Annotated in this window: 22 protein-coding genes; 15 read left to right on the forward strand and 7 right to left on the reverse strand. The window is 70.2% G+C overall.

The window, feature by feature from the left end:
• Positions 1-5: 5 nt before the first annotated feature.
• The gene (locus tag GGQ63_RS08695; RefSeq protein ID WP_183854729.1) at positions 6-1,430 is read right to left on the reverse strand and encodes a dihydroorotase; all 1,425 of its coding nucleotides are present in this window, start codon (positions 1,428-1,430) and stop codon (positions 6-8) included.
• Between the two features lie 93 nt (positions 1,431-1,523).
• Here GGQ63_RS08695 and GGQ63_RS08700 point away from each other — a divergent pair, with 93 nt between their 5' ends.
• The 4 genes from GGQ63_RS08700 (at position 1,524) to GGQ63_RS08715 (ending at position 5,023) form a co-directional block, all read left to right on the forward strand.
• Positions 1,524-2,294: a GntR family transcriptional regulator gene (locus GGQ63_RS08700; RefSeq protein ID WP_183854731.1), complete on the forward strand. Its 771-nt coding sequence runs from the start codon at positions 1,524-1,526 to the stop codon at positions 2,292-2,294.
• Positions 2,295-2,466: 172 nt separating this feature from the next.
• Positions 2,467-3,189, forward strand: a complete 723-nt coding sequence (locus GGQ63_RS08705) for a pyroglutamyl-peptidase I (protein WP_183854733.1) — start codon at positions 2,467-2,469, stop codon at positions 3,187-3,189.
• A complete protein-coding gene (locus GGQ63_RS08710) occupies positions 3,186-4,223 on the forward strand; it encodes an isopenicillin N synthase family dioxygenase (protein ID WP_183854735.1) in 1,038 nt (345 codons plus the stop codon). The genes GGQ63_RS08705 and GGQ63_RS08710 overlap by 4 nt, the downstream gene beginning before the upstream one ends.
• A gap of 5 nt (positions 4,224-4,228) precedes the next feature.
• A complete protein-coding gene (locus tag GGQ63_RS08715) occupies positions 4,229-5,023 on the forward strand; it encodes an SDR family NAD(P)-dependent oxidoreductase (RefSeq protein WP_183854737.1) in 795 nt (264 codons plus the stop codon).
• A gap of 48 nt (positions 5,024-5,071) precedes the next feature.
• On the opposite strand, the gene GGQ63_RS08720 is transcribed toward GGQ63_RS08715, so the two are convergent.
• The 5 genes from GGQ63_RS08720 to GGQ63_RS08740 form a co-directional block, all read right to left on the reverse strand.
• Positions 5,072-5,866, reverse strand: a complete 795-nt coding sequence (locus tag GGQ63_RS08720) for an SDR family NAD(P)-dependent oxidoreductase (RefSeq protein WP_183854739.1) — start codon at positions 5,864-5,866, stop codon at positions 5,072-5,074.
• An 8-nt stretch (positions 5,867-5,874) separates the two neighbouring features.
• Positions 5,875-6,645, reverse strand: coding sequence for an ABC transporter permease (locus GGQ63_RS08725; protein WP_183854741.1), 771 nt, complete (start codon positions 6,643-6,645; stop codon positions 5,875-5,877).
• Positions 6,645-7,448 (reverse strand): ABC transporter permease, encoded by an 804-nt coding sequence (locus tag GGQ63_RS08730; RefSeq protein ID WP_183854743.1) that lies wholly within the window; start codon positions 7,446-7,448, stop codon positions 6,645-6,647. Before GGQ63_RS08730 ends, GGQ63_RS08725 begins: the two co-directional genes overlap by 1 nt.
• Complete coding sequence (locus GGQ63_RS08735) at positions 7,441-8,223, reverse strand: ABC transporter ATP-binding protein (protein ID WP_183854745.1); 783 nt, start codon at positions 8,221-8,223, stop codon at positions 7,441-7,443. The genes GGQ63_RS08730 and GGQ63_RS08735 overlap by 8 nt, the downstream gene beginning before the upstream one ends.
• Positions 8,224-8,332: 109 nt before the next feature.
• Positions 8,333-9,412, reverse strand: a complete 1,080-nt coding sequence (locus GGQ63_RS08740) for an ABC transporter substrate-binding protein (protein ID WP_183854747.1) — start codon at positions 9,410-9,412, stop codon at positions 8,333-8,335.
• Positions 9,413-9,580: 168 nt separating this feature from the next.
• On the opposite strand from GGQ63_RS08740, the gene GGQ63_RS08745 reads away from it, so the two are divergent.
• The 10 genes from GGQ63_RS08745 to GGQ63_RS08790 all read left to right on the forward strand — a co-directional run bounded on the left by GGQ63_RS08745 (position 9,581) and on the right by GGQ63_RS08790 (position 19,152).
• On the forward strand, positions 9,581-10,387 hold the full coding sequence (locus GGQ63_RS08745; RefSeq protein ID WP_183854749.1) for an alpha/beta fold hydrolase: 807 nt from the start codon (positions 9,581-9,583) through the stop codon (positions 10,385-10,387).
• A 172-nt stretch (positions 10,388-10,559) separates the two neighbouring features.
• Positions 10,560-12,170, forward strand: coding sequence for a cytochrome-c oxidase, cbb3-type subunit I (ccoN, locus tag GGQ63_RS08750; RefSeq protein WP_183854752.1), 1,611 nt, complete (start codon positions 10,560-10,562; stop codon positions 12,168-12,170).
• Between the two features lie 11 nt (positions 12,171-12,181).
• A complete protein-coding gene (ccoO, locus tag GGQ63_RS08755) occupies positions 12,182-12,913 on the forward strand; it encodes a cytochrome-c oxidase, cbb3-type subunit II (protein WP_183854754.1) in 732 nt (243 codons plus the stop codon).
• An 8-nt stretch (positions 12,914-12,921) separates the two neighbouring features.
• Positions 12,922-13,074, forward strand: a complete 153-nt coding sequence (locus tag GGQ63_RS08760; protein WP_183854756.1) for a cbb3-type cytochrome c oxidase subunit 3 — start codon at positions 12,922-12,924, stop codon at positions 13,072-13,074.
• Between the two features lies 1 nt (position 13,075).
• A complete protein-coding gene (ccoP, locus tag GGQ63_RS08765) occupies positions 13,076-13,939 on the forward strand; it encodes a cytochrome-c oxidase, cbb3-type subunit III (protein ID WP_183854758.1) in 864 nt (287 codons plus the stop codon).
• A 162-nt stretch (positions 13,940-14,101) separates the two neighbouring features.
• On the forward strand, positions 14,102-15,676 hold the full coding sequence (gene ccoG / locus GGQ63_RS08770) for a cytochrome c oxidase accessory protein CcoG (RefSeq protein ID WP_183854760.1): 1,575 nt from the start codon (positions 14,102-14,104) through the stop codon (positions 15,674-15,676).
• Entirely contained in the window at positions 15,673-16,176 is a 504-nt protein-coding gene (locus GGQ63_RS08775) for a FixH family protein (protein ID WP_183854763.1), read from the forward strand. The genes ccoG and GGQ63_RS08775 overlap by 4 nt, the downstream gene beginning before the upstream one ends.
• A complete protein-coding gene (locus tag GGQ63_RS08780) occupies positions 16,173-18,440 on the forward strand; it encodes a heavy metal translocating P-type ATPase (protein WP_183854765.1) in 2,268 nt (755 codons plus the stop codon). The genes GGQ63_RS08775 and GGQ63_RS08780 overlap by 4 nt, the downstream gene beginning before the upstream one ends.
• Entirely contained in the window at positions 18,437-18,613 is a 177-nt protein-coding gene (ccoS, locus tag GGQ63_RS08785; protein ID WP_183854767.1) for a cbb3-type cytochrome oxidase assembly protein CcoS, read from the forward strand. Before GGQ63_RS08780 ends, ccoS begins: the two co-directional genes overlap by 4 nt.
• 80 nt (positions 18,614-18,693) lie before the next feature.
• Positions 18,694-19,152 carry a group III truncated hemoglobin gene (locus GGQ63_RS08790; protein ID WP_183854769.1) on the forward strand — a complete coding sequence of 153 codons (459 nt, stop codon included), beginning with the start codon at positions 18,694-18,696 and terminating at the stop codon, positions 19,150-19,152.
• Positions 19,153-19,161: 9 nt separating this feature from the next.
• Here GGQ63_RS08790 and GGQ63_RS08795 read toward each other — a convergent pair whose 3' ends face one another.
• Entirely contained in the window at positions 19,162-19,584 is a 423-nt protein-coding gene (locus GGQ63_RS08795; protein ID WP_183854771.1) for a secondary thiamine-phosphate synthase enzyme YjbQ, read from the reverse strand.
• Positions 19,585-19,729: 145 nt separating this feature from the next.
• Here GGQ63_RS08795 and GGQ63_RS08800 point away from each other — a divergent pair, with 145 nt between their 5' ends.
• Positions 19,730-20,758 (forward strand): P1 family peptidase, encoded by a 1,029-nt coding sequence (locus GGQ63_RS08800; RefSeq protein WP_183855407.1) that lies wholly within the window; start codon positions 19,730-19,732, stop codon positions 20,756-20,758.
• Positions 20,759-20,774: the final 16 nt, after the last annotated feature.

A 20,774-nucleotide genomic window follows, 5' to 3' on the forward strand; every position in this document is an offset into this window, starting at 1 on the left:
CCGCTCTACCAGGGCCTCTGGCCCGGCTCGAGGACCGCCGCCATCGTCGTCGCGGTATTGCGCGGCCGTGGCGTCGGCATTGCCGGACGGACCATCCGGCCCGTGCCGGGCTTGCCGACCGGTTCGCCGTTCTCGGCGACGAGGGTGCCGCGCACGAAGGTCATTTTCGGCACGCCGCGCACCCGTCGGCCCTCATAGGCGCTGACCTTGCCGCGCGAATGGAGGCTCGCGGCCGAGAGCGTGCGCTCGGCGGCGAGATCGACGAGGATCAGGTCAGCGTCGGCGCCGGGCCGGATCACGCCCTTGCGACCATAGAGGCCGAAGGCACGGGCTGGCGCGGCCGAGAGGATCGCCGCGACCCGTTCGAGCGGCAGGCGGCCGGCCGCCGCAGCGTCGAGCATCAAGGGCACGACGGTCTCGACACCGGGGAAGCCGCAGGCGAGGTCCCATATCCGGGCGCCGAACTTCTCCTCGACCGCGTGCGGCGCATGGTCGGTGGCGATCATGTCGATCGTGCCGTCGGCGAGCGCGTCCCAGAGCGGCTGTTGCTGCGCCGCCTCGCGGATCGGCGGGTTCATGCGCAGCACCTCGCCGCCCGGCTGGAGCATCATCTCGGCCGAGAGATAGAGATATTGCGGCAGCGTCTCGACCGTGATGTCGACGCCGCGCTCCTTCCAGAAACGGATGAAGGGAAGGCTCTTCGCCGTGCTCTCGTGCACGATGTGGATGCGCGCCCCGGTCCAGTCGGCGAGCGTCGCGGCGCGGTTGAGCGCCTCGAGGGCGACCACGTCGGTGCGGGCGGCGAGATGGGCGAGCGGGTCGTCGCGGCCGGCGGCCTTCAGCCTGTTCTGGCGCCAGAAGAGGATCGGCGAGTTTTCGGCGTGGATGGAGCAGCGCAGGCCGAGCCGGGCGAGGATCTCGAATCCTTCGAGCACCGCGCCGTCGGACGGGCAGGGCAGGTCACCGGTCGTATTGCCGAGGAAGAGCTTGAAGCCGATCGCGCCGGCTTCAGCGAGCGCGTCGAAGCGGTCGAGATTGTGCTCGCCGAAGAGGCCATAGAGGCCGAAATCGACGAGCGACTTCTCCTCCGCGAGGGCCCGCTTCATCTCGAAATGCTCGACCGTGTCGGTCGGCGGATCGGTGTTCGGCATGTCGAAGACGGTGGTGACGCCGCCGACCGCAGCCGCCGCGCTGCCGGTCGCCCAATCCTCCTTGTGCGTCATGCCGGGCTCGCGGAAATGGACGTGCACGTCGATCGCGCCGGGCATGACGACGAGCCCGTCCGCGGCGATCCGGCGGCGCGCCGGCGGCATCAGGTGGTCGGCTCCGACCGCGACGATGCGGCCGCCGTCGATGGCGATCGCAGCCGTGGTGCGGCCGTTCTCCTCGACGATCGTGCCGCCGGCAATCACCGTATCCACTTCCGTCATGCTCGGTGCCAATCCTCAACTCTGCTGGCCGGACCGGGGTCCGGCATGCGATAGTAGCCGGCGGTCCGTCTAACCTTCTTTGTCGAAAAGCGCATGAAGAATCCGAAGCCGAAGGATTTTCCACAGAAGCGCCGATCCGCGGTCGTCGCTGCAAGGCCCGTGCCGGCCGCCGCCGGTGGCGCGGAGGATGCGAGCTCGGCCGAGGCCTTCAAGCTGCTGCGCGCCGACATCATCAGCGGCGAGCTCGCGGCCGGGGCGCGGCTGCGCTTCATCGAGCTGCAGGCCCGTTACGGGCTCGGCACGAGCCCGCTGCGCGAGGCGCTGTCGCGGCTCGCCGCCGATCGGCTCGTCCTGCAGGAGGTCAATCGCGGCTTCCGCGTGCCGCCGCTGTCGCGGGCGGACTTCAAGGACATCGCGCGGCTGCGCATCGAACTGGAGCGGAGCGCGATCGAGGCCGCCGTGCGGTCGGGCGACGAGGCCTGGGAGGAGGGCGTCGTGCTCGCCCATCATCGGCTGCGGCGGCTCGGCCGGCAGGAGGCGGCGCCCGAGGAGCCGGCGGTTCCGGAGGAGTGGGAGGCGCGCCACCGCGCCTATCATGCGGCGCTCATCGCCGCCTGCCCGTCGCCCTGGACACTGCATTTCTGCGCCGTGCTGCACGATCAGTTCGATCGCTACCGGCGCGCCGCCGGGCGGGATCCGGTGGTGCAGATCGGCCTTTCCCGGCAGCACGAGCAGCTGATCGAGGCCGCCCTGGCGCGCGATGCGGCGCGGGCCGGCGCGGTGCTCGCCGAGCACATCGCCGATACGGCCGAGGCGGTTCTGGCGCGGATGGACCGGATCGAGACGGTCGCGGCGGGCGAGTGATTTTCTATGAATTCTGAATCGTAGAAACTTGATAGGATTGTTGACAATTCGGGCAGCGATGCCCTGATTTTGCGCAGCCCGCTCGCGCCGGCCGGCGCTACACTCGCGGTCGACCCGAAGGAGGGACGATGGCGATGACAGGGGCGCGGGCTTCGATGCCGCGGACGGCGCGATGAGCGGGCCGGTCGGCCTCGTCACCGGCTCGCAACCCTTCGCCGGCCTGCCGAGCAATCCCGCCGAAATCGTCCTCTCGCACATTGAGGGGCTCGAATTCTCGGGCATCCGCATCGTCACGCGGGCGACGCCGGTCTCCTTCGCGGGACTGCCGATGCTGCTGCCGGCCCTCGTCGCCGAACACCGGCCGGTCTTCGTGCTCGCTCTGGGCCTCGCGCTCGGCGCGCCGGTGCTGCGGGTCGAGACGCTCGGCGTCAACGCGGCGCATTTCGGCATAGCCGACAATGAGGGCGCGCAGCCCTCGGGCGGCCGAGCCTTCGCGGCCGATGGCCCCGTCGCCCGCCGTGCGACGTGGGACGGCGAGGCGGTGGTGGCGGCGATCGAGGCGGAGGGCGTGCCCGCCCGGCTCTCCTTCCATGCCGGCACCCATCTCTGCAATCTGACGCTCTACACCTATCTCGGCGCGCTCGAAGGCGCCCCGGTCACCGTCCCCTGCGGCTTCCTCCATCTGCCCTATCTGCCGGAGCAGATCGTGTGGATGAAGCGGCAGGCGAACGCGCCCGAGCGTGCGCCGGGCACGCCCTACGACCAGCCCTCCATGGCGCTCGAGACGCAGCTGCGCGCGGTCCGCGCCACGCTCGCCGAGCTCGCCCGCCAAGCCCTTCACCACGCTTCCCGGGCCGCAGCGCCCGGCCACGACGAGAGGGAGACCATGCCATGATGAGCGGCATGACCGGCATGATGAGTGTCGAGGGCCTGCCCAAGGCCTATGAGAAGGCGCAGTCGGTCGATGTCGCCGACATTCCCGTGATCGATTTCGGCCCCTTCCTCACCGGCGGGCCGGAGGAGCGCGCCGCCGTCGCCGCCAAGATCGGCGAGGCCTGCGAGCGGATCGGCTTCTTCTACCTCGCCAATCACGGCATTCCGCAGGCCCTCATCGACGAGACCTTCGCGGCATCCGAGACCTTCTATCGCCAGTCCTTCGCCGAGCGGATGAAGTCGGCGGCGACGCTCGAGCACTGGCGCGGCTATGTCCCCTCGAAGCTCGAGGCGGAGGGCGGCACGGTCGGCGGCGCGATCGAGACCTATCGCTTCATGCTCGACCTGCCCTGGGACGATGCGGATGTGAAGGCCGGCAAGCCGCTCCATCTGCCGAACCGCTGGCCGGAGGGGCTCGACGGCTTCAAGCCGACCGTCGAGGCCTATTTCGACGCTGTGATGGGGCTTTCGCAGCATCTGCGCGCGGCGTTCGCCGATGCGCTCGGCCTGCCGGAGGACTATTTCGAGCCGTTCTACAACCGTCCCGTCGTCCAGCTCTCGCTCCTGCATTACCGGCCGCCGGCGTCGCTGCGCGAGGAGGACATCGAGATCGGCGCCGGCGAGCATTGCGATACCGGCGCCTTCACCCTCCTGATGCAGGACGAGACGGGTGGTCTCGAAGTGCAGAGGAAGGACGGCGTCTGGATCGCCGCGCCGCCGATCAGGGGCTGCTACGTCATCAATATCGGCGACGTGATGATGCGCTGGACGAATGGCCGCTTCCGCTCGACGCCGCATCGCGTCGTCAACCGGGCGCTGAAGCCGCGCTATTCGATCCCCTTCTTCGCCAATCCGGGCTACGACGTCACCATCGCGCCGATCGAGGCGATCATGAAGCCGGGCGAGACCGCGCAATACGAGCCGCTCGAGAACGGCCCCTATATGGCCGCCTTCTACGACAAGGGCATGGCCTATCTGCGCAAGCCGAAGGCCTGAGCGTGATGGATCTCGGACTGGGCGGCAAGGTCGTCCTGATCACCGGCCCGGCCAAGGGCATGGGCGCGGCGATCAGCCGGGCCTTCGCCGCGGAGGGCGGACGCCTCGTGCTGCTCGGCCGTGACACGGGGGCGATCGCGCCGGTGGCGGAGGACATCCGCGCCGGTGGCGGTTCCGCCATCGTCGTCGCCTGCGACGTCACCGACGAGGCCGCCTGCGAGGCGGCCGTTGCGCAGGCCCGTGCCGCCTATGGCGGCGCGGTCGACGTGCTCGTCAATGTCGCGGGCGGCACAGGGCCGATCGGCAAGACGGGGGCGCAGACGAGCGCGGACGAGTTCCGCGACATCGTCGACGTCAACATGACGGGCAGCTTCAACATGATCCGCGCCTGCGCACCGGCCATGATGGCGCAGCGCTCGGGCAAGGTCGTCAATGTCGGCGGCACGTTCGGCATGCGCGGCCGCGCCGGCCGGGTGTCCTACTCGGCCTCGAAATGGGGCTTGCGCGGCCTGACGAAGAGCTTCGCGCTCGAACTCGGGCCGCACAACATCAACGTCAACTGCGTCGCGCCGGGCATGGTCGACGGCCCCCGCTTCCGCGAAAAGGTGTGCCGCGAGATGGCCGCCCGCCTCGGCATCAGCGAGGAGGAGGCGGCCCGCCGCCACGCCGAGGACTATGCGCTGAAGCGGGTCTCGACCGATCGGGACGTCGCCAATGCCTGCCTGTTCCTGGCGAGCGACGTGTCGCGCCAGATCACCGGCGTCGACCTCCCCGTCGACGGCGGCTGGGCGGCGCTCTGAACGACGGCGCCCGCGACGCGCGGGCGCCTCCCTCTCCTTGGACGGCGATCAGACGATCGTGCCGCCGTCGACGAGCAGATCCTGGCCGGTGATGTTGCGCGCCGCATCCGAGAGCAGGAAGACGACCGCTGCCGCGACATCTTCAGCCGTCGACATCCGGCCGAGCGCCGTGCCGGAGGCGAAGCGCGCATAGCGCTCCTCATAGCTGATGCCCTCGCGCTCGGCTTCCTCGCCGAGCTGGCGCGTCAGCCGCGGCCCGTCGACGCCTCCGGGCGACACCATGTTGACCCGCACGCCGGCCGATCCCGCCTCGAGCGCGGCGGATTTGGTGATCCCGCGCAGCGTCCATTTGGTGGCGCCGTAGAGCGAGGATTTCCGCACGCCCTTGAAGCCGAACGTGCCGCCGATGTTGACGAGGCTGCCGGCCCTTCGGGCGATCAGCGCCGGCAGGACGTGCTTCATGACGAGGAAGGTGCCGAGCACGTTGACGTCGAACACGTCGCGGAAATCCTCGAGCGTGTGCTCCCACAGCGTCTTGCCGGCCGGGCCGGTGGTGCCCGCGACATTGACCGCGCCGTAGAGCGAGGGGAGGGCCGCATCCGCCCGCGCGACCGCGGCGGCGACCTCGTCCTCCTTCGTCACGTCGGCGGAGAGCGGCAGCACGGTGCGGCCGAGCGCGGCCAGTTCCGCGGCGAGCGCCTCGATCGGCGCCATGTCGCGACCGATCAGGACGAGGTCGCCGCCGGCGGCCGCGATCGCCCGGGTGATCGCGGCGCCCATGCCTTTGGCCGGGCCGGTGACGAGGAACGCCTTGCCGGCGAGCGAGAGCGAGGGGGCGGTCATGCGGTCCTTCAGGTGCGCCAGGACGTGAAACGCCGCTCCGCCGCGGAGGTCAGCGCGAAGACGGCGAAGGCCATCACCATGCTGACGACGACCGCCGCCCAGAGCAGCGGCGTCTTGCGGTACGAGGCGGCGTCGAGGATCAGCGTGCCGAGTCCCGGCGCGCCGCTCAGCCATTCGGCGAGCATGGCGGCGAGCAGCGCGCTCGTCGCGGCGCTCCGGAGCCCGGTGAAGATGAAGGGCAGCGCGAAGGGCAGCCGCACCTTGACGAAGGTCTTCACCGGCCCGGCGCCGAGCACGTGCATCAGTTCGAGCGCGCTCCGCTTCGTCGAGGAGAAGCCGCGCATGGCGTTCACCATGATCGGGAAGAAGGAGACGATGACGACGACGACGATCGCCGTGCCGATGCCGCGCCCGAAGATCATGATCAGGATCGGCGCGATGGCGAGCACCGGCGCGGTGCGCAGCATGATGACGATCGGCAGCACGGCGCGGGTGACCGCCTGGGAGGAGACGAACAGCGCGGCGAGCAGGATGGCGAGCACGAAGGCGACGAGGAGGCCGGCGGCGGCGTTGCGCACCGTATGGAAGACCGCGAGGCCGATCTTCGCCGCGTCCTTCTCGAAGGCGCCGAGCGCCGCCTCGGGCGGCGGCAGCAGATAGGCGGGCATCGCGAAGACGACGACCACCGCCTTCCAGAGCGCGACGAGCACGAGCGCGATCGCGGCCGGCATGACGAGGCTCTTCAGCGCCGGGCCGAGCATCCGCATCGAGAAGGTCATCAGCGGCCCCCGACGATCGAGGTCGCGCGCTCGCCGAGCACCAGTTTCTCGGCGAGCGCGACGAGGCCGTAGGCGAGGGTGGCGACGACGCAGACCGCGAGGATGGTGAGCCAGGTGAGCGGCACGTCGAAGGAGAACAGCGCGTAGATCATCATGATGCCGAGGCCGCGATCGGCGCTCACCCATTCGGCGAGCAGCGCGCCGAGGACCGAGAGCGGCGCGGCGATCTTGAGCGCGGCGAAGAGGAAGGGCAGCGCGGTCGGGAAGGCGAGCTTGCGGAGCCGCTGCCAGCGCGTCGCGGCGAGGATGTGGAAGAGTTCGGAGACGTTGCGGTCGACCGCCTTCAGACCCTGGACCGTGCCGACGAGGAGCGGGAAGAGCGCGGCGATGGTGCCGATGATGATCCGCGCCGGCAGGCCGTTGCCGACCCAGACCATCAGGATCGGGGTGAGGGCGATGAGCGGGATCGAATCGATGACGATCGCGAGCGTCATCACCGGCCGCTCGGCCGGCCGCCAGCCGACGGCGAGCGCGGCGAGGGCGAGCGCGACCAGGGTGGCGAGGACGAAGCCCGCCGCTGCCGAGAGCACGGTCGGCGCCATGTGGTAGAAGAGGTCGCCATGGGCGCGGCCGAAGGCGGCGGCGATCTCGCTCGGCGCCGGCACGGTGACCGGCAGGACGCCGGCCCGCTTCAGCCCCTCCATCAGCGCGACGAGCACGGCGAAGACGGCGAGCGGCGCGAGGATGCCGGCGAGGCGGGGAGGGCGGCCGCGCCCCCCCGGCGGCGCGGCGGCCTCAGCCATCCGCGGTCTCCGCCAGCTCGTCGCCGAACAGCGCGGCGCGGACCCTGTTCTCGAGCCGGTTGAACTCCGGCGTCTGCATGAGGGCCAGCCGCCGCGGCCGCGGCAGGTCGACCTCGATGGTGTCGACGAGGCGGCCGGGCCGCGCCGCGAGCACGTGCACGGCATCGGCCATGAACACGGCCTCGCCGATCGTGTGGGTGACGAGCACGGCGGTGGTGCCGGTCTCCTGCCAGATGCGCAGCAATTCGAGGTTCATGCGCTGGCGGGTGATCTCGTCGAGCGCGCCGAACGGCTCGTCGAGCAGCAGCACCTTCGGCCGCAGGGCGAGCGCCCGGGCGATCGAGACGCGCTGCTGCATGCCGCCCGAGAGTTGGGCGGGCTTGGCATTCTCGAAGCCCGACAGGCCGACGAGGCGCACGAGGCTCTCGGGCCGCGGCCGGTCGCCGACCGGGCCGCCGGCGATCTCGAGCGGCAGTTCGATGTTGTCGATGACGCTGCGCCAGGGGAGCAGGCTCGCCTCCTGGAAGACGAAGCCGATCTCGTGCTGGCGGCGCGCGACGCCGGGCGGCTGGCCGCCGATCGTGATGACGCCGTCGGTGGGGGCGAGGATGTCGGCGATCAGCCGCAGCAGCGTGGACTTGCCGCAGCCCGACGGGCCGATCAGGGCATAGAAGCCGCCCGCCTCGAAGCGCAGCGACACGTCGACGAGCGCCGGAACGCTCTTGCCGTCGATCTCGAAGGCCTTGCCGACCCGGTCGATGACGATCTCGCTCATGAAGTCTCCCAGCGCCCGACGCGCGCGTTGCGGCGGGCCGTATTCGCGGTGGACGACCCGCCGCCTCCCCGGCGGCGGGCCATCATGTCACGAAGTCGCGCGGCGCGGATCAGGCCTTGCCGTGCGCCTTGGCGATCAGCGTCTGGGTGACGACGTCCTCGACCTTAACCTGGCCTTCCTTGAGGTCGCCGGCCTTGATCGAGAACTCGATGCCCTTCGCGAAGACGTCCGGCTCGATCCAGAGAAGGCCGTTCTTCGCGGCGTCGCCGACCGGGATGAAGTCCTTGTAGACGCCGGCTTCCGCCGTCTGCGCGGCGAGGTCGAGGCCGCGCTGGCCGTATTTGTCGACCATCAGCTTCGCCATCTCCTCGGGATTGTCGAGGAACCACTGCCAGCCCTTGATCTCGGCCTTCAGCCAGCGGACGATCAGGTCCGCCTTGGTGTCGATCGACTCGTCGGTGGCATAGAGCACGCCGGCATAGCCCGGCAGGCCGAGATCGTTCATGTAGGCGACCTCGATGTCGACGCCGCGCGTCTTCAGCATCACGCCCTGATTGGTCGCCCAGCCGTAATAGCCGTCGACCTGGCCGGCGGCGAGAATGCCGGGATCGGTGCCGACGGGGACGTAGTTGACGGAGGCCGGATCGAGACCGGCGGCGGTCATCAGCGCGTCCATCTGCGGCCGGGTGGCGTTCGGCAGGGCGATCGTCTTGCCGGGGAAGTCGGCGAGCGTCTTGATCGGCTTCGAGGCGAGCGACATGATCGCGCCCGGCGCCTTCTGCATGATCGCCGCGAAGGCCTTGACCGGAATGCCGTTGATCCGGTTGCGCACGGTCGACTCGACGTCGCCGTCGCTCGTCATCACCTGGCCGGAGGCGACCAGCGCCGCGCCGTCCATGCCGGGGCCGCCCGCCTCGAACACCGCGTCGATGCCCTCCTCGGCGAAATAGCCCTTCTCGATCGCCGCGAAATGGCCGCCGAACTGGATCGACTTGATCCAGCCGAGCTGGTGGATGAACTGGTCGGCGGCGTAGGCCCGTGTCGCGCCGCCGAGCGTCAGGGCGCCGGGCGCGAAGAACAGACCGGCGAGCGCTCCGCCGGTCTTCATGAGCGACCGGCGGTCGAGATGGAGGGCCGGAGCGGAGAGGAACGAGCCCGTCTTGCGGGAGGGGCCGGTCGGATCGGTCATCGCGGAGCCTTTCGTGGCACGTCGGTGGAGAACCATCCGCTGATGAGCAAGCGGCGTGCCACGGCCCGAGAGCGAAATCCCGACTTTCTACGAAACGATATTTTGCCGATAATCCGAAACCGTGTTGAAACTCGCGGCAGCGTGCGGCGATTCTGAGCAGGAGGTTCCATGCCCTCGATCGAGGCGAACGGCATCGTGCAGCACGTGCGGATCGAGGGGCCGGCGGAGGCGCCGCCCGTGCTCCTCATTCACGGTCTCGGCTGGGACGCCTCGCTCTGGCGGGCGCAGGTGCCGGCGCTCGTCGCGGCCGGCTTCCGGGTGATCGCGCCGGACCTGCGCGGCATGGGCGCGACCGACAAGCCGGACGCGCCCTACTCGATCGATCTCTATGCGGCGGACATGGCGGCGCTCCTCGAAGCGCTCGGCATCGCGCGGGTCGCGGCGGTCGGCTTCTCGCTCGGTGGCATGATCCTCGCCGCGCTCGCCCTTCGCGCGCCGCAACGGATCGCCGCCGCCGTGATCGCCTGCGCCTCTGTCTCTTCCTCGGCGGAAGGGCAGGCGGGCACCGAGGCGATGCTCGCCCGCGCCGCGACGCTCGGGCCGCTCCGTTTCGCGAAGGAGCAGGCCGATGCGATCTGGCATCCCGCCTATGCCGCTGCCCATCCCGAGGCGGTCGAGGCGTTCATCGGCTGGCGGGCGGCGATGGACCAGGCGGCGCTCGGCCGCGCCTTCCGTTCCGCCTATGGCGTCGATCTGCGGCCGGGACTCGCCGGGCTGGACCTGCCGGCGCTGGTCGTCGCCGCCGATGCCGACCCGTTCCTGGGTGTCGACACGGGCCGGGACATCGCGGCGCGCATCCCCGGCGCCCGCTTCGCGCTCATCGAAGGCGCAGGCCACATGGCGCCGATCGAGCGGCCGGAGGCCTTCAACGCGCTGATCCTCGATTTCCTGACGGCGCACCGCCCGCCCCGCTGAGGTCCTTTGCCGCCGAAACGAGAGGCGGCGGGCGATCCGCCGGCCGCCCTTCGCCCTTCGGCGGAGCGCCCGCTTGATGTGGATCAAGGCGGCGGCACCCCTGCCATGGCCTCGCTGAAGGGCCGGAACCGCCCCTCGGCGGGCCGGCTCGAGCGTGGCAGGGACAGAACTGATGAGATACGGGCCAGAAATCGTCGCGGTGGGCTTTTTCGCCTTCCTCGCCTTGCTGGGGACGGCGTTCGGCGTCGACCATGCGTTTCGCCAGCACATGGCGGTGCTGGCCTTCGTGCTGACGGCGTCGCTCGTCGTGCTGTTGCGGCGGACGAGCTTCGAGCCGGCCGCCCCCGTCGATCCGAACGCCTATCTCGACGAGCCGATCCGCTACGGTTCGATCGCGACGATGTTCTGGGGCGTGGTCGGCCTGCTCGTCGGCGTCGTGGTGGCCCTGCAGCTCGCCTTCCCCGATTTCAACATCGAGCCGTGGTTCAATTTCGGCCGCATGCGGCCGCTGCACACCTCGGCGGTGATCTTCGCCTTCGGCGGCAATGCGCTGATCGCGACCTCCTTCTATGTCGTGCAGCGCACCAGCCGGGCGCGGCTGTTCGGCGGCAATCTCGCCTGGTTCGTGTTCTGGGGCTATCAGCTCTTCATCGTCATGGCGGCGACCGGCTATCTGCTCGGCATCACCGAGGGCCGGGAATATGCCGAGCCGGAATGGTATGTCGACCTCTGGCTGACGATCGTCTGGGTCGCCTATCTGCTCGTCTTCCTCGGCACGATCCTGAAGCGGCGCGAACCCCACATCTACGTCGCCAACTGGTTCTACCTCGCCTTCATCGTCACGATTGCCATGCTGCACGTCGTGAACAACCTGTCGATGCCGGTGTCGCTGCTCGGTTCGCACAGCTATTCGGCGTTCTCGGGCGTTCAGGATGCCCTCACGCAATGGTGGTACGGCCACAACGCCGTCGGCTTTTTCCTGACCGCCGGCTTCCTCGGCATGATGTATTACTTCGTGCCGAAGCAGGCGAACCGGCCGGTCTATTCCTACCGGCTGTCGATCATCCATTTCTGGGCGCTGATCTTCCTCTATATCTGGGCCGGGCCGCACCATCTGCACTACACCGCGCTGCCCGACTGGGCGCAGACGCTCGGCATGGTGTTCTCGATCATGCTGTGGATGCCGTCCTGGGGCGGCATGATCAACGGCCTGATGACGCTCTCGGGTGCCTGGGACAAGCTGCGCACCGATCCGATCATCCGCATGATGGTCGCGGCCATCGCCTTCTACGGCATGTCGACCTTCGAAGGGCCGATGATGTCGATCAAGGCGGTCAACTCGCTCAGCCACTACACCGACTGGACGATCGGCCATGTTCATTCCGGGGCGCTCGGCTGGGTCGGCCTGATCTCCTTCGCCGCGATCTACCACATGGTGCCGAAGCTGTGGGGTCGTGAACGGCTGTATTCGATCCGGATGGTCTCCTGGCATTTCTGGCTCGCCATGCTCGGCATCGTCGTCTACGCGGCCGTCATGTGGGTGTCGGGTATCATGCAGGGCCTGATGTGGCGCGAATACGATGAGCAAGGCTTCCTCGTCTATTCCTTCGCCGAAACCGTCGCCGCAATGCATCCCTATTACGTGATGCGGGCGATCGGCGGGGCGCTCTATCTCGCCGGCGCGCTGATCATGGCCTTCAACATCGCGATGACCATTCTCGGCCATCAGCGCGACGAAGAGCGGATCGGCGGCGCCATGCCCACCCCGCAGGCCGCCGAATAGGAAGACAGACCATGGCCTTGATGGACAAGCACGCGCTCCTCGAGCGGAACGCCACGCTGCTGCTCGCCGGTTCGCTGCTGGTGGTGACGATCGGCGGCATCGTCGAGATCGCGCCGCTCTTCTACCTGCAGAACACGATCGAGAAGGTCGAAGGCATGCGGCCCTATTCGCCGCTCGAGCTCGCCGGCCGCAACATCTACATCCGCGAGGGCTGCTATGTCTGCCATTCGCAGATGATCCGCCCCTTCCGCGACGAGGTCGAGCGCTACGGCCATTACAGCCTCGCCGCGGAGTCGATGTACGACCATCCGTTCCAGTGGGGCTCGAAGCGGACGGGGCCGGACCTCGCCCGTGTCGGCGACCGCTACTCGAACGCCTGGCACGTCCAGCATCTCGTCGAGCCGCGCTCGGTGGTGCCGGAATCGGTCATGCCGAGCTACGCCTTCCTCGAGGACACGCCGCTCGAGGCGAAGGGCATCTCCGCCCATCTCGTCGCCAGTACGCGGGTCGGCGTCCCCTATACGCAGGAGATGATCGACAATGCCGCTGCGGATCTGAAGGCGCAGGCCGATCCGAATGCCGAGACCGCCGGCCTCGAGGCCCGCTACCCGAAGGCGAAGCTCGGCGATTTCGACGGCAACCCGGCGGCGCTCACCGAGATGGACGCGCTCGTCGCCTATCTCCAGGTGCTCGGCACGCTGGTCGATTTCTCCACCTACGACGAAGCCGCGGGCTACCGCTAGGAGGCGTCATGGAAACCTATACGGCGATGCGCCACTTCGCGGACTCCTGGGGTCTGCTCGCCATGGCGCTGTTCTTCATCGGTGCGGTCGTCTTCGTCTACCGGCCGGGTGGCCGGAAGCAGGCCGACCAGGCTGCCCGCATCCCTCTCGAAGACGATTGAGATGAGCGAAAAAGAGATCGACGACGTCAGCGGTGTCGCGACCACCGGTCACGAGTGGGACGGCATCAAGGAGCTGAACAATCCACTGCCGCGCTGGTGGGTGTGGACCTTTTACGCCACCATCATCTGGGCGCTCGGCTACACGATCGCCTATCCGGCCTGGCCGATGATCAGTTCGGCCACCCGGGGCGTGCTCGGCTATTCGAGCCGCGGCGACATCCGCGCCGCGCTCGATGCCGCCGAGGCGGCGAAGGGCGACTATGTCGCGGCGGTGTCGCAGAAATCGGTGAGCGAGATCCTCGCCGACGACAAGCTGCGCGAATTCGCGACGGCCGCGGGCGCCGCAGCCTTCAAGGTGAACTGCGTCCAGTGCCACGGCTCGGGCGCCACCGGCTCGCCGGGCTATCCGAACCTCAACGACGACGAATGGCTGTGGGGCGGCAAGCCGGAGGACATCTACAAGACGATCAGCCACGGTGTCCGCTTCGCCGCCGACGATGCGACGCGGATCTCCGAGATGCCGGCCTTCGGGGCCATCCTCGACACGGCGCAGATCCGCCAGGCGGCGGCCCATGTCGCCTCGCTGTCGGGCACGCCCTCGAATGCGGAAGCCGCCGCGGCCGGCGCCGCCGTGTTCGCGGCCAACTGCGCGTCCTGTCACGGCGCCGACGGCAAGGGCAATCGGGAGTTCGGCGCGCCGAACCTCACCGATGCGATCTGGCTCTACGGTTCCGGCGAGGCGGCGATCGCGGCGCAGATCCGCGCGCCGCATCACGGCGTCATGCCGGCCTGGACGGCGCGGCTCGGCGACACCGCGGTCAAGGAACTCGCCGTCTATGTCTATTCGCTCGGCGGCGGCGAATAGGCGCCCCACCTGCGCCGACCGAACACCGGGCGGAGGCGGCCGGCCGGGCACGACGGTGCCCGGCCGGCCGTTCGCTTGACGTGGATCAACGTCACCGCGGCGCCGGCCGGGTAGGCCTCTTTCGAGTGGCGGACGGCATGTCCGCGGCGACGACGAGGCGACATGACGGCCCTGCTCGATCAGACGGATGTGGAGACGCTCGATGCGACGGCGGTCAACGCCGCCACCCGCAGACAGCCGCTCTACGCCCCGCGCAAGAAGATCTTCCCGAAGGCCGTCAGCGGCTCCTTCCGCCGCTTCAAGTGGCTGGTCATGCTGGTGACCCTCGGCATCTATTATCTGACGCCGTGGCTGCGGTGGGACCGCGGTCCCTATGCGCCGGATCAGGCGGTGCTCGTCGATCTCGCCAACCGCCGCTTCTATTTCTTCTTCATCGAGATCTGGCCGCAGGAATTCTTCATCGTCGCCGGCCTGCTCGTCATGGCGGGCTTCGGCCTGTTCCTCGTCACCTCGACGGTCGGACGCGCCTGGTGCGGCTATACCTGCCCGCAGACCGTATGGGTCGACCTCTTCCTCGCCGTCGAGCGCTTCTTCGAGGGCGACCGCAACGCCCGCATCAGGCTCGATCAGGCGCCGATGAGCGCGCGCAAGCTTTCGCTCAGGGTCGCGAAGCACGCCACCTGGCTGGTCATCGCGGTGGCGACCGGCGGCGCCTGGATCTTCTATTTCGCCGACGCCCCCGCGCTGGTGCGGGATTTCGCGACCGGCGAGGCCGCGCCCGTCGCCTACATCACCGTCGCCGTGCTCACTGCCACCACCTATGTCTTCGGCGGTCTGATGCGCGAGCAGGTCTGCACCTATATGTGCCCCTGGCCGCGCATCCAGGCGGCGATGCTCGACGAGAGCTCGCTCACCGTCACCTATAACGACTGGCGCGGCGAGCCGCGGTCCCGCCACGCCAAGAAGGCCGCCGCGGCGGGCCAGCCGGTCGGCGATTGCGTCGATTGCAATGCCTGCGTCGCCGTCTGCCCGATGGGCATCGACATCCGCGAGGGCCAGCAGCTCGAATGCATCACCTGCGCGCTGTGCATCGACGCCTGCGACAGTGTGATGGACAAGATCGGCCGCGAGCGCGGCCTGATCTCCTATGCGACGCTCGCCGACTACAACGCGAACATGGCGGTGGCGACGGCGGGCGGCGCGACGGCGATCGACCCGGCGCGGGTGCGCGCCAATGACGGGCGCCTGCTGCCCGGCCTCGCCCACTTCCACCTCAAGAAACTCTTCCGGCCGCGTACCTTCGTCTATTTCGCGGTCTGGTCGCTGGTCGGTGTCGGCCTGCTCTATGCGCTGCTCACGCGCGACCGGCTCGAGGTCAACGTGCTGCACGACCGCAATCCGCAATATGTGCTGCTTTCCGACGGCTCGATCCGCAACGGCTACACCGTCAAGCTCCTCAACAAGATCCCCGAGCCGCGCACCCTCGTCGTGACGCTCGAGGGGCTCGAGGGCGCGACGATGTCGGCGCTCGGCGTCGAGGCGGAAGAGGGCCGCTCCTTCTCGGTCGCGGTCGAGCCGGACCGGCTGAAGACGCTCAAGGTCTATGTCCGCCAGCCGGCGGAGGCGATCGCGGGCGCGGGCGCGGCCGAGAGCTTCCGCTTCGTCGTCGCCGACAAGTCCTCCTTTGAAACCGACAGCTATGTCGCCTCCTTCGAGGCGCCGGAGAGCCGCCGATGAGCCCCGACCGTCCCTTCACCGGCCGCCACATGCTGGCGATCATGCTCGGCTTCTTCGGCGTCGTCATCGCCGTCAATGTGACGATGGCGGTGATGGCGAACCGCAGCTGGACCGGCTTCGTCGTCGAGAATTCCTATGTCGCCGGCCAGCACTTCAACGAGAACACCGCCGAGGCGCGGGCGCAGGCGGCGCTCGGCTGGAAGGGCCGGCTCGAGATCGAGGGCGGGGCGGTCCGCTACGTCCTCAGCGATGCGCATGGCGCGCCGGTCACGCTCGCCGGCGCGACGGCGAGCTTCCGCCGCCCGTCCTATGCGAGCGAGGACGTCGCGGTGCCGCTCGTCCCGGTCGTCGGCGGCCATGGCGTGGCGGCCGATTTCGTGCCGCGCGACGGGCTGTGGATCCTCGAGATCGAGGCCGATGCCGGGCTCGAACGCCCCTATCGCGACACCCGCCGCATCCTTGTCGAGGACGGTCGCGTCGCCGGGGGGCGGAAGCAATGAGCTGCTGCGCACCCGGGGCGGAGGTGCTCGGCACCCCCTCCGCCACTCTGCCCGAGGGCGAGGAACTGCTCCTCGCCAGCCGCTCGCTCGGCAATGGCGAGCGCCAGGTCGAGCTCGCCGTGCCGGACGTCCATTGCGGCGCCTGCATCCATGCGGTCGAGACGGCGCTGCGCCGGGTCGAGGGCGTCACCGGCGCGCGCGTCAATCTCTCGACGCGGCGGGTCGCCGTGCGCTGGCGGGAAGGGCTCGCGCCGCCGCCCGTCGCTGCCGCGCTCGCCGCGATCGGCTATCCGCCGCATCTCTTCGAGGACGAGGCGGGCCGCGATCGCACCCTCTCCGAACTGCTGCGGGCCGTCGCGGTGGCGGGCTTCGCGGCCGGCAATGTGATGCTCCTCTCGGTCTCGGTGTGGTCCGGCGCGGAAGGGGCGACGCGCGATCTGTTCCACTGGATCTCGGCACTGATCGCCCTGCCGGCGCTCGTCTTCGCCGGCCGCATCTATTACCGCTCGGCCTTCAACGCGCTGCGGCACGGCCGCATGAACATGGACGTGCCGATCGCCATCGGCGTCTCGCTCGCCTATGCGATGAGCCTCTACGAGACGCTGACGCACGGGGCGCACGCCTATTTCGACGCTTCCGTCTCGTTGCTCTTCTTCCTCCTGATCGGCCGCACGCTCGATCACGTCATGCGCGACCGGGCGCGCGCCGCGGTGCGCGGCCTGTCGCGGCTGATGCCGCGCGGCGCCGTCGTGCTCGCCGCCGATGGCGGCCGCGACTATCGCCCGGTCGAGACGATCGAGCCCGGCATGCGGCTGCTGATCGCGGCGGGCGAGCGCATCCCGGTCGATGCGCGGGTTATCGCCGGCACCTCCGATCTCGACTGCGCGCTCGTCACCGGCGAGAGCCGTCCGCAGCCGGTCGAGCCGGGCGCGGCGGTGCGGGCCGGTACGCTGAACCTCTCCGGGCCGCTGACGCTCGAGGCGGAGCGGCCGGCCTCGGCCTCCTTCCTCGCCGAGATGGTGCGGATGATGGAGGCGGCGGAAGGCGGGCGCGCCCGCTATCGCCGCATCGCCGAGCGGGTCTCGGCGCTCTATGCCCCCGTCGTGCATCTGACGGCCTTCGTGACCTTTCTCGGCTGGATGGCGGTCGACGGCGACTGGCACAAGGCGATCACCGTCGCCATCGCGGTGCTGATCATCACCTGCCCCTGCGCGCTCGGCCTCGCCGTGCCGATCGTCCAGGTGGTGGCCGCGCGCCGCCTGTTCGAGAATGGCGTCATGGTGAAGGACGGTGCCGGTCTCGAACGCCTCGCCGAGGCGGATGCCGTGGTGTTCGACAAGACCGGAACGCTGACGCTCGGCCGGCCGCGCCTCGTCGGCGCCGAGGCGCTCGCGCCGGAACTCCACGCCATCGCCTCCGCGCTCGCCGCCCATTCGCGCCATCCCCTGTCCGAGGCGATCGCCGAGGCCGCGCCGCGCGGCGTCGCCACGCCCGTCTTCGAGACGGTCGCCGAACATCCCGGGCTCGGTCTCGAGGGCCGCATGGACGGACGCCTCTGGCGGCTCGGACGCGCCGCCTGGGCGGCGCCGACGGAGGCCGCGGAAGGGGAAGACGGAACCGTGCTCGCCGAGGACGGCGTGGTGCGCGCCCGCTTCCACTTCGCCGATGCGCTCCGTCCCGGCGCGCGCGAGGCGGTCGCGACGCTCGCCCGCACCGTCGGCCCGGTCACGATGCTGTCGGGCGATGCCGAGCCGGCCTGCCGCGCGGTTGCCGCCGCGCTCGGCATCGCCGATGTCGCTGCACGGTTGATGCCGGGCGACAAGGTCGCTCGCCTCGCCGCCATGGCCGCCGGGGGCCGCAAGGTTCTGATGGTGGGCGACGGGCTCAACGATGCCCCCGCGCTCGGCGCCGCCCATGTCTCGATGGCGCCGGCGACCGCCGCCGATATCGGCCGCAACGCGGCGGATTTCGTCTTCCTGCGCGACAGCCTCGCCGCGGTGCCGGTCGCCCGGGCGATCGCGCGGCGGGCCGGCCGGCTGATCCGGCAGAATCTGGCCCTCGCCATCGTCTACAATGTGATCGCGGTGCCGATCGCCATTCTCGGCCATGTCACGCCGCTCGTCGCGGCGATCGCCATGTCGGCCTCGTCGCTCCTCGTCATCGGCAATGCGCTGCGTCTCGCCGGCGGCCCGGGAGAAGCGGCGGCCCCGGTGGCCCCCGCGCCACGGCGAAACACCCTCTCCGCCCCGGTGACCGCGCGATGACGACCCTCGCTTACCTCATCCCCGTCGCGCTCTTCCTCGGCGGGCTGGCGCTCGTCGCCTTCCTCTGGGCGCTGAAGAGCGGCCAGTACGACGATCTCGACGGCGCGGCCGAGCGCGTCCTGCTCGATGAGGACGACGCCCTGCCGGCCGATCCGCGTGCGGGGAGGCGATGATGCGCACCGGTTCGCAATCCGTCTCGCCGCCCCCATATTGCCCCGCATCGGCCGCGCTCGGCGGCGCGAGGGAGAATGCCATGGACGACCGCCTCTCGGTCCGCGCGGCCCCGGCCGCGCCGGCCGCCCCGCCGGTGCCGATCGACGAGGCGGGTATCCAGGCGCTGGTACACGGCTTCTACGGCCGGGTCGCCGAGGATGCGCTGCTCGGGCCGATCTTCGCGCGGCAGATCGGCGAGGGCGGCTGGCCCGACCATCTCGACAAGATGTGCGCCTTCTGGTCCTCGGTGCTGCTGCGCACCGGGCGCTATGGCGGTCGGCCGATGCCGCCGCATCTGCGGCTCGCGGGCGAACTGTCAGACGCGCATTTCGAGCGCTGGCTCGGCCTCTTCCGCGAGACCGCACGGGCCGAACTCTCGGCGGAAGCGGCGGCCGGCGTCATCGCCATGGCCGAGCGCATCGCCAACAGCTTCCGCCTCGCCGTCGCCTTCCATCGCGGCGACGACACGACACGGATGCGGCCCCTGCCGGCCGGCTGAACGGCCCCCTCAGGCGCCGATATGGAGGACCACCTCGCGCCGGTGCGGTCGGTCGCGGTGCTCGAAGAGATAGAGGCCCTGCCAGGTGCCAAGGAGCAGCCGGCCGCCGCCGATCGGCACGGCGAGCGAGGTCTGCGTGAGGGCCGCCTTGATGTGCGCCGGCATGTCGTCCGGCCCTTCGAGCCGGTGCACGAGATAGTCCATCGCCGGATCGTCGGCCGGCGGCACGAGCCGGCGGAAGAAGGCCTCGAGATCGGTCCGCACATCCGGATCGGCGTTCTCCTGGACGATCAGCGAGGCCGAGGTGTGGCGCACGAAAAGGGTGAGAAGGCCGGTCTCGCAGCCCGAGCGGCGGACGAAGGCGGCCGCCTCCTCGGTGAACTCGTAGAGGCCCTGTCCGCGCGTGGCGATGGTGAGAATGGTCTGCGGCATGCCTCTTCGAGCGCATCGCCGGCCCCTCTTGTCAAGCGCCGCCTGCTCGCCCGGCAGGGCGGGCGCTGATAGCGTCGGGAGGCGGCCGCGACGGTGGCCGGCCGATGGGCAGAGGAGAAGGACGATGGATGTCGCCGAGGCGCCGCTGCGCAATCTCGTCACGGATGTGCCGGGCGTTCTCGTCGGTTCGGCGGAGGACCGGCAGGGGGCGACCGGCGTCACCGCCGTCGTGTTCGAAGAGCCGGCGGTCGCCTCGATCGCCGTGCTCGGCGGCGCGCCGGGCCTGCGCGATACCGGCCTCCTCGAACCGGAAATGACCGTCGAGCGGGTCGACGCGATCCTGCTCTCCGGCGGCTCCGCCTTCGGCCTCGATGCGGCGGGCGGCGCGATGGCGGCGCTCGCGGCGCGCGGCCGCGGCTTCGCGGTCGGGCCGGCGCGGGTGCCGATCGTGCCGCAGGCGATCCTCTTCGATCTGCTGAACGGCGGCGACAAGCCCTGGGCGCGCGGGGAGGGCGGCGCGCCACCCTACCGGGCGCTCGGCGCCGCGGCGGTCGAGGCGGCCGGGCTCGCCTTCGCGCTCGGCACGGCCGGCGCCGGCTTCGGCGCGACGACGCTCGATCTCAAGGGCGGGCTCGGCTCTGCGAGCGCCGTGCTCGGCGACGGCGTCCGTGTCGGGGCTGTGGTGGCGGTCAATGCCGTCGGTTCGGCGGTGATCGGCGGCGGGCCGCATTTCTGGGCCGCGCCCTATGAGCGGGGAGCTGAGTTCGGCGGGCTCGGCTGGCCGGCGGCGATCCCGGCCGCGGCACTCGCCCCGCGTTTCAAGGGCGGGCCGGGCGCCAACACCACGATCGCCCTCGTCGCGACGGATGCGGTGCTGACGAAGGCGCAGGCGAAGCGCCTCGCGATCGCGGCGCATGACGGGTTCGCCCGGGCGCTCCGGCCGGCGCACGCGCCGCTCGACGGCGATGTCGTCTTCTCCGCCGCCACAGGCCGCCGGCCGCTCGCCGATCCGGTGTTCGGCCTCGCCGAACTGTGCCTCGCCGCCGCGGATTGCCTCGCCCGGGCGATCGCCCGCGGCGTCCACGCCGCGACCGCCCTCGATCGGCCGGGCGCACAGCCCGCCTGGCGCGACCGCTTCGGCACCCTATCGCCCCCGCTTGGCGGTCCGCTCTAGATCCTATATGGATCAT

Source organism: Prosthecomicrobium pneumaticum (assembly GCF_014199915.1).
GTDB lineage: Bacteria > Pseudomonadota > Alphaproteobacteria > Rhizobiales > Kaistiaceae > Prosthecomicrobium > Prosthecomicrobium pneumaticum.

Excerpts from the sequence above, each read along its gene's own strand:
- GGQ63_RS08695 (WP_183854729.1), bottom strand. The coding sequence starts at position 1,430 with ATGACGGAAGTGGATACGGTGATTGCCGGCGGCACGATCGTCGAGGAG.
- GGQ63_RS08700 (WP_183854731.1), top strand. The coding sequence starts at position 1,524 with ATGAAGAATCCGAAGCCGAAGGATTTTCCACAGAAGCGCCGATCCGCG.
- GGQ63_RS08705 (WP_183854733.1), top strand. The coding sequence starts at position 2,467 with ATGAGCGGGCCGGTCGGCCTCGTCACCGGCTCGCAACCCTTCGCCGGC.
- GGQ63_RS08710 (WP_183854735.1), top strand. The coding sequence starts at position 3,186 with ATGATGAGCGGCATGACCGGCATGATGAGTGTCGAGGGCCTGCCCAAG.
- GGQ63_RS08715 (WP_183854737.1), top strand. The coding sequence starts at position 4,229 with ATGGATCTCGGACTGGGCGGCAAGGTCGTCCTGATCACCGGCCCGGCC.
- GGQ63_RS08720 (WP_183854739.1), bottom strand. The coding sequence starts at position 5,866 with ATGACCGCCCCCTCGCTCTCGCTCGCCGGCAAGGCGTTCCTCGTCACC.
- GGQ63_RS08725 (WP_183854741.1), bottom strand. The coding sequence starts at position 6,645 with ATGACCTTCTCGATGCGGATGCTCGGCCCGGCGCTGAAGAGCCTCGTC.
- GGQ63_RS08730 (WP_183854743.1), bottom strand. The coding sequence starts at position 7,448 with ATGGCTGAGGCCGCCGCGCCGCCGGGGGGGCGCGGCCGCCCTCCCCGC.
- GGQ63_RS08735 (WP_183854745.1), bottom strand. The coding sequence starts at position 8,223 with ATGAGCGAGATCGTCATCGACCGGGTCGGCAAGGCCTTCGAGATCGAC.
- GGQ63_RS08740 (WP_183854747.1), bottom strand. The coding sequence starts at position 9,412 with ATGACCGATCCGACCGGCCCCTCCCGCAAGACGGGCTCGTTCCTCTCC.
- GGQ63_RS08745 (WP_183854749.1), top strand. The coding sequence starts at position 9,581 with ATGCCCTCGATCGAGGCGAACGGCATCGTGCAGCACGTGCGGATCGAG.
- ccoN (WP_183854752.1), top strand. The coding sequence starts at position 10,560 with ATGAGATACGGGCCAGAAATCGTCGCGGTGGGCTTTTTCGCCTTCCTC.
- ccoO (WP_183854754.1), top strand. The coding sequence starts at position 12,182 with ATGGCCTTGATGGACAAGCACGCGCTCCTCGAGCGGAACGCCACGCTG.
- GGQ63_RS08760 (WP_183854756.1), top strand. The coding sequence starts at position 12,922 with ATGGAAACCTATACGGCGATGCGCCACTTCGCGGACTCCTGGGGTCTG.
- ccoP (WP_183854758.1), top strand. The coding sequence starts at position 13,076 with ATGAGCGAAAAAGAGATCGACGACGTCAGCGGTGTCGCGACCACCGGT.
- ccoG (WP_183854760.1), top strand. The coding sequence starts at position 14,102 with ATGACGGCCCTGCTCGATCAGACGGATGTGGAGACGCTCGATGCGACG.
- GGQ63_RS08775 (WP_183854763.1), top strand. The coding sequence starts at position 15,673 with ATGAGCCCCGACCGTCCCTTCACCGGCCGCCACATGCTGGCGATCATG.
- GGQ63_RS08780 (WP_183854765.1), top strand. The coding sequence starts at position 16,173 with ATGAGCTGCTGCGCACCCGGGGCGGAGGTGCTCGGCACCCCCTCCGCC.
- ccoS (WP_183854767.1), top strand. The coding sequence starts at position 18,437 with ATGACGACCCTCGCTTACCTCATCCCCGTCGCGCTCTTCCTCGGCGGG.
- GGQ63_RS08790 (WP_183854769.1), top strand. The coding sequence starts at position 18,694 with ATGGACGACCGCCTCTCGGTCCGCGCGGCCCCGGCCGCGCCGGCCGCC.
- GGQ63_RS08795 (WP_183854771.1), bottom strand. The coding sequence starts at position 19,584 with ATGCCGCAGACCATTCTCACCATCGCCACGCGCGGACAGGGCCTCTAC.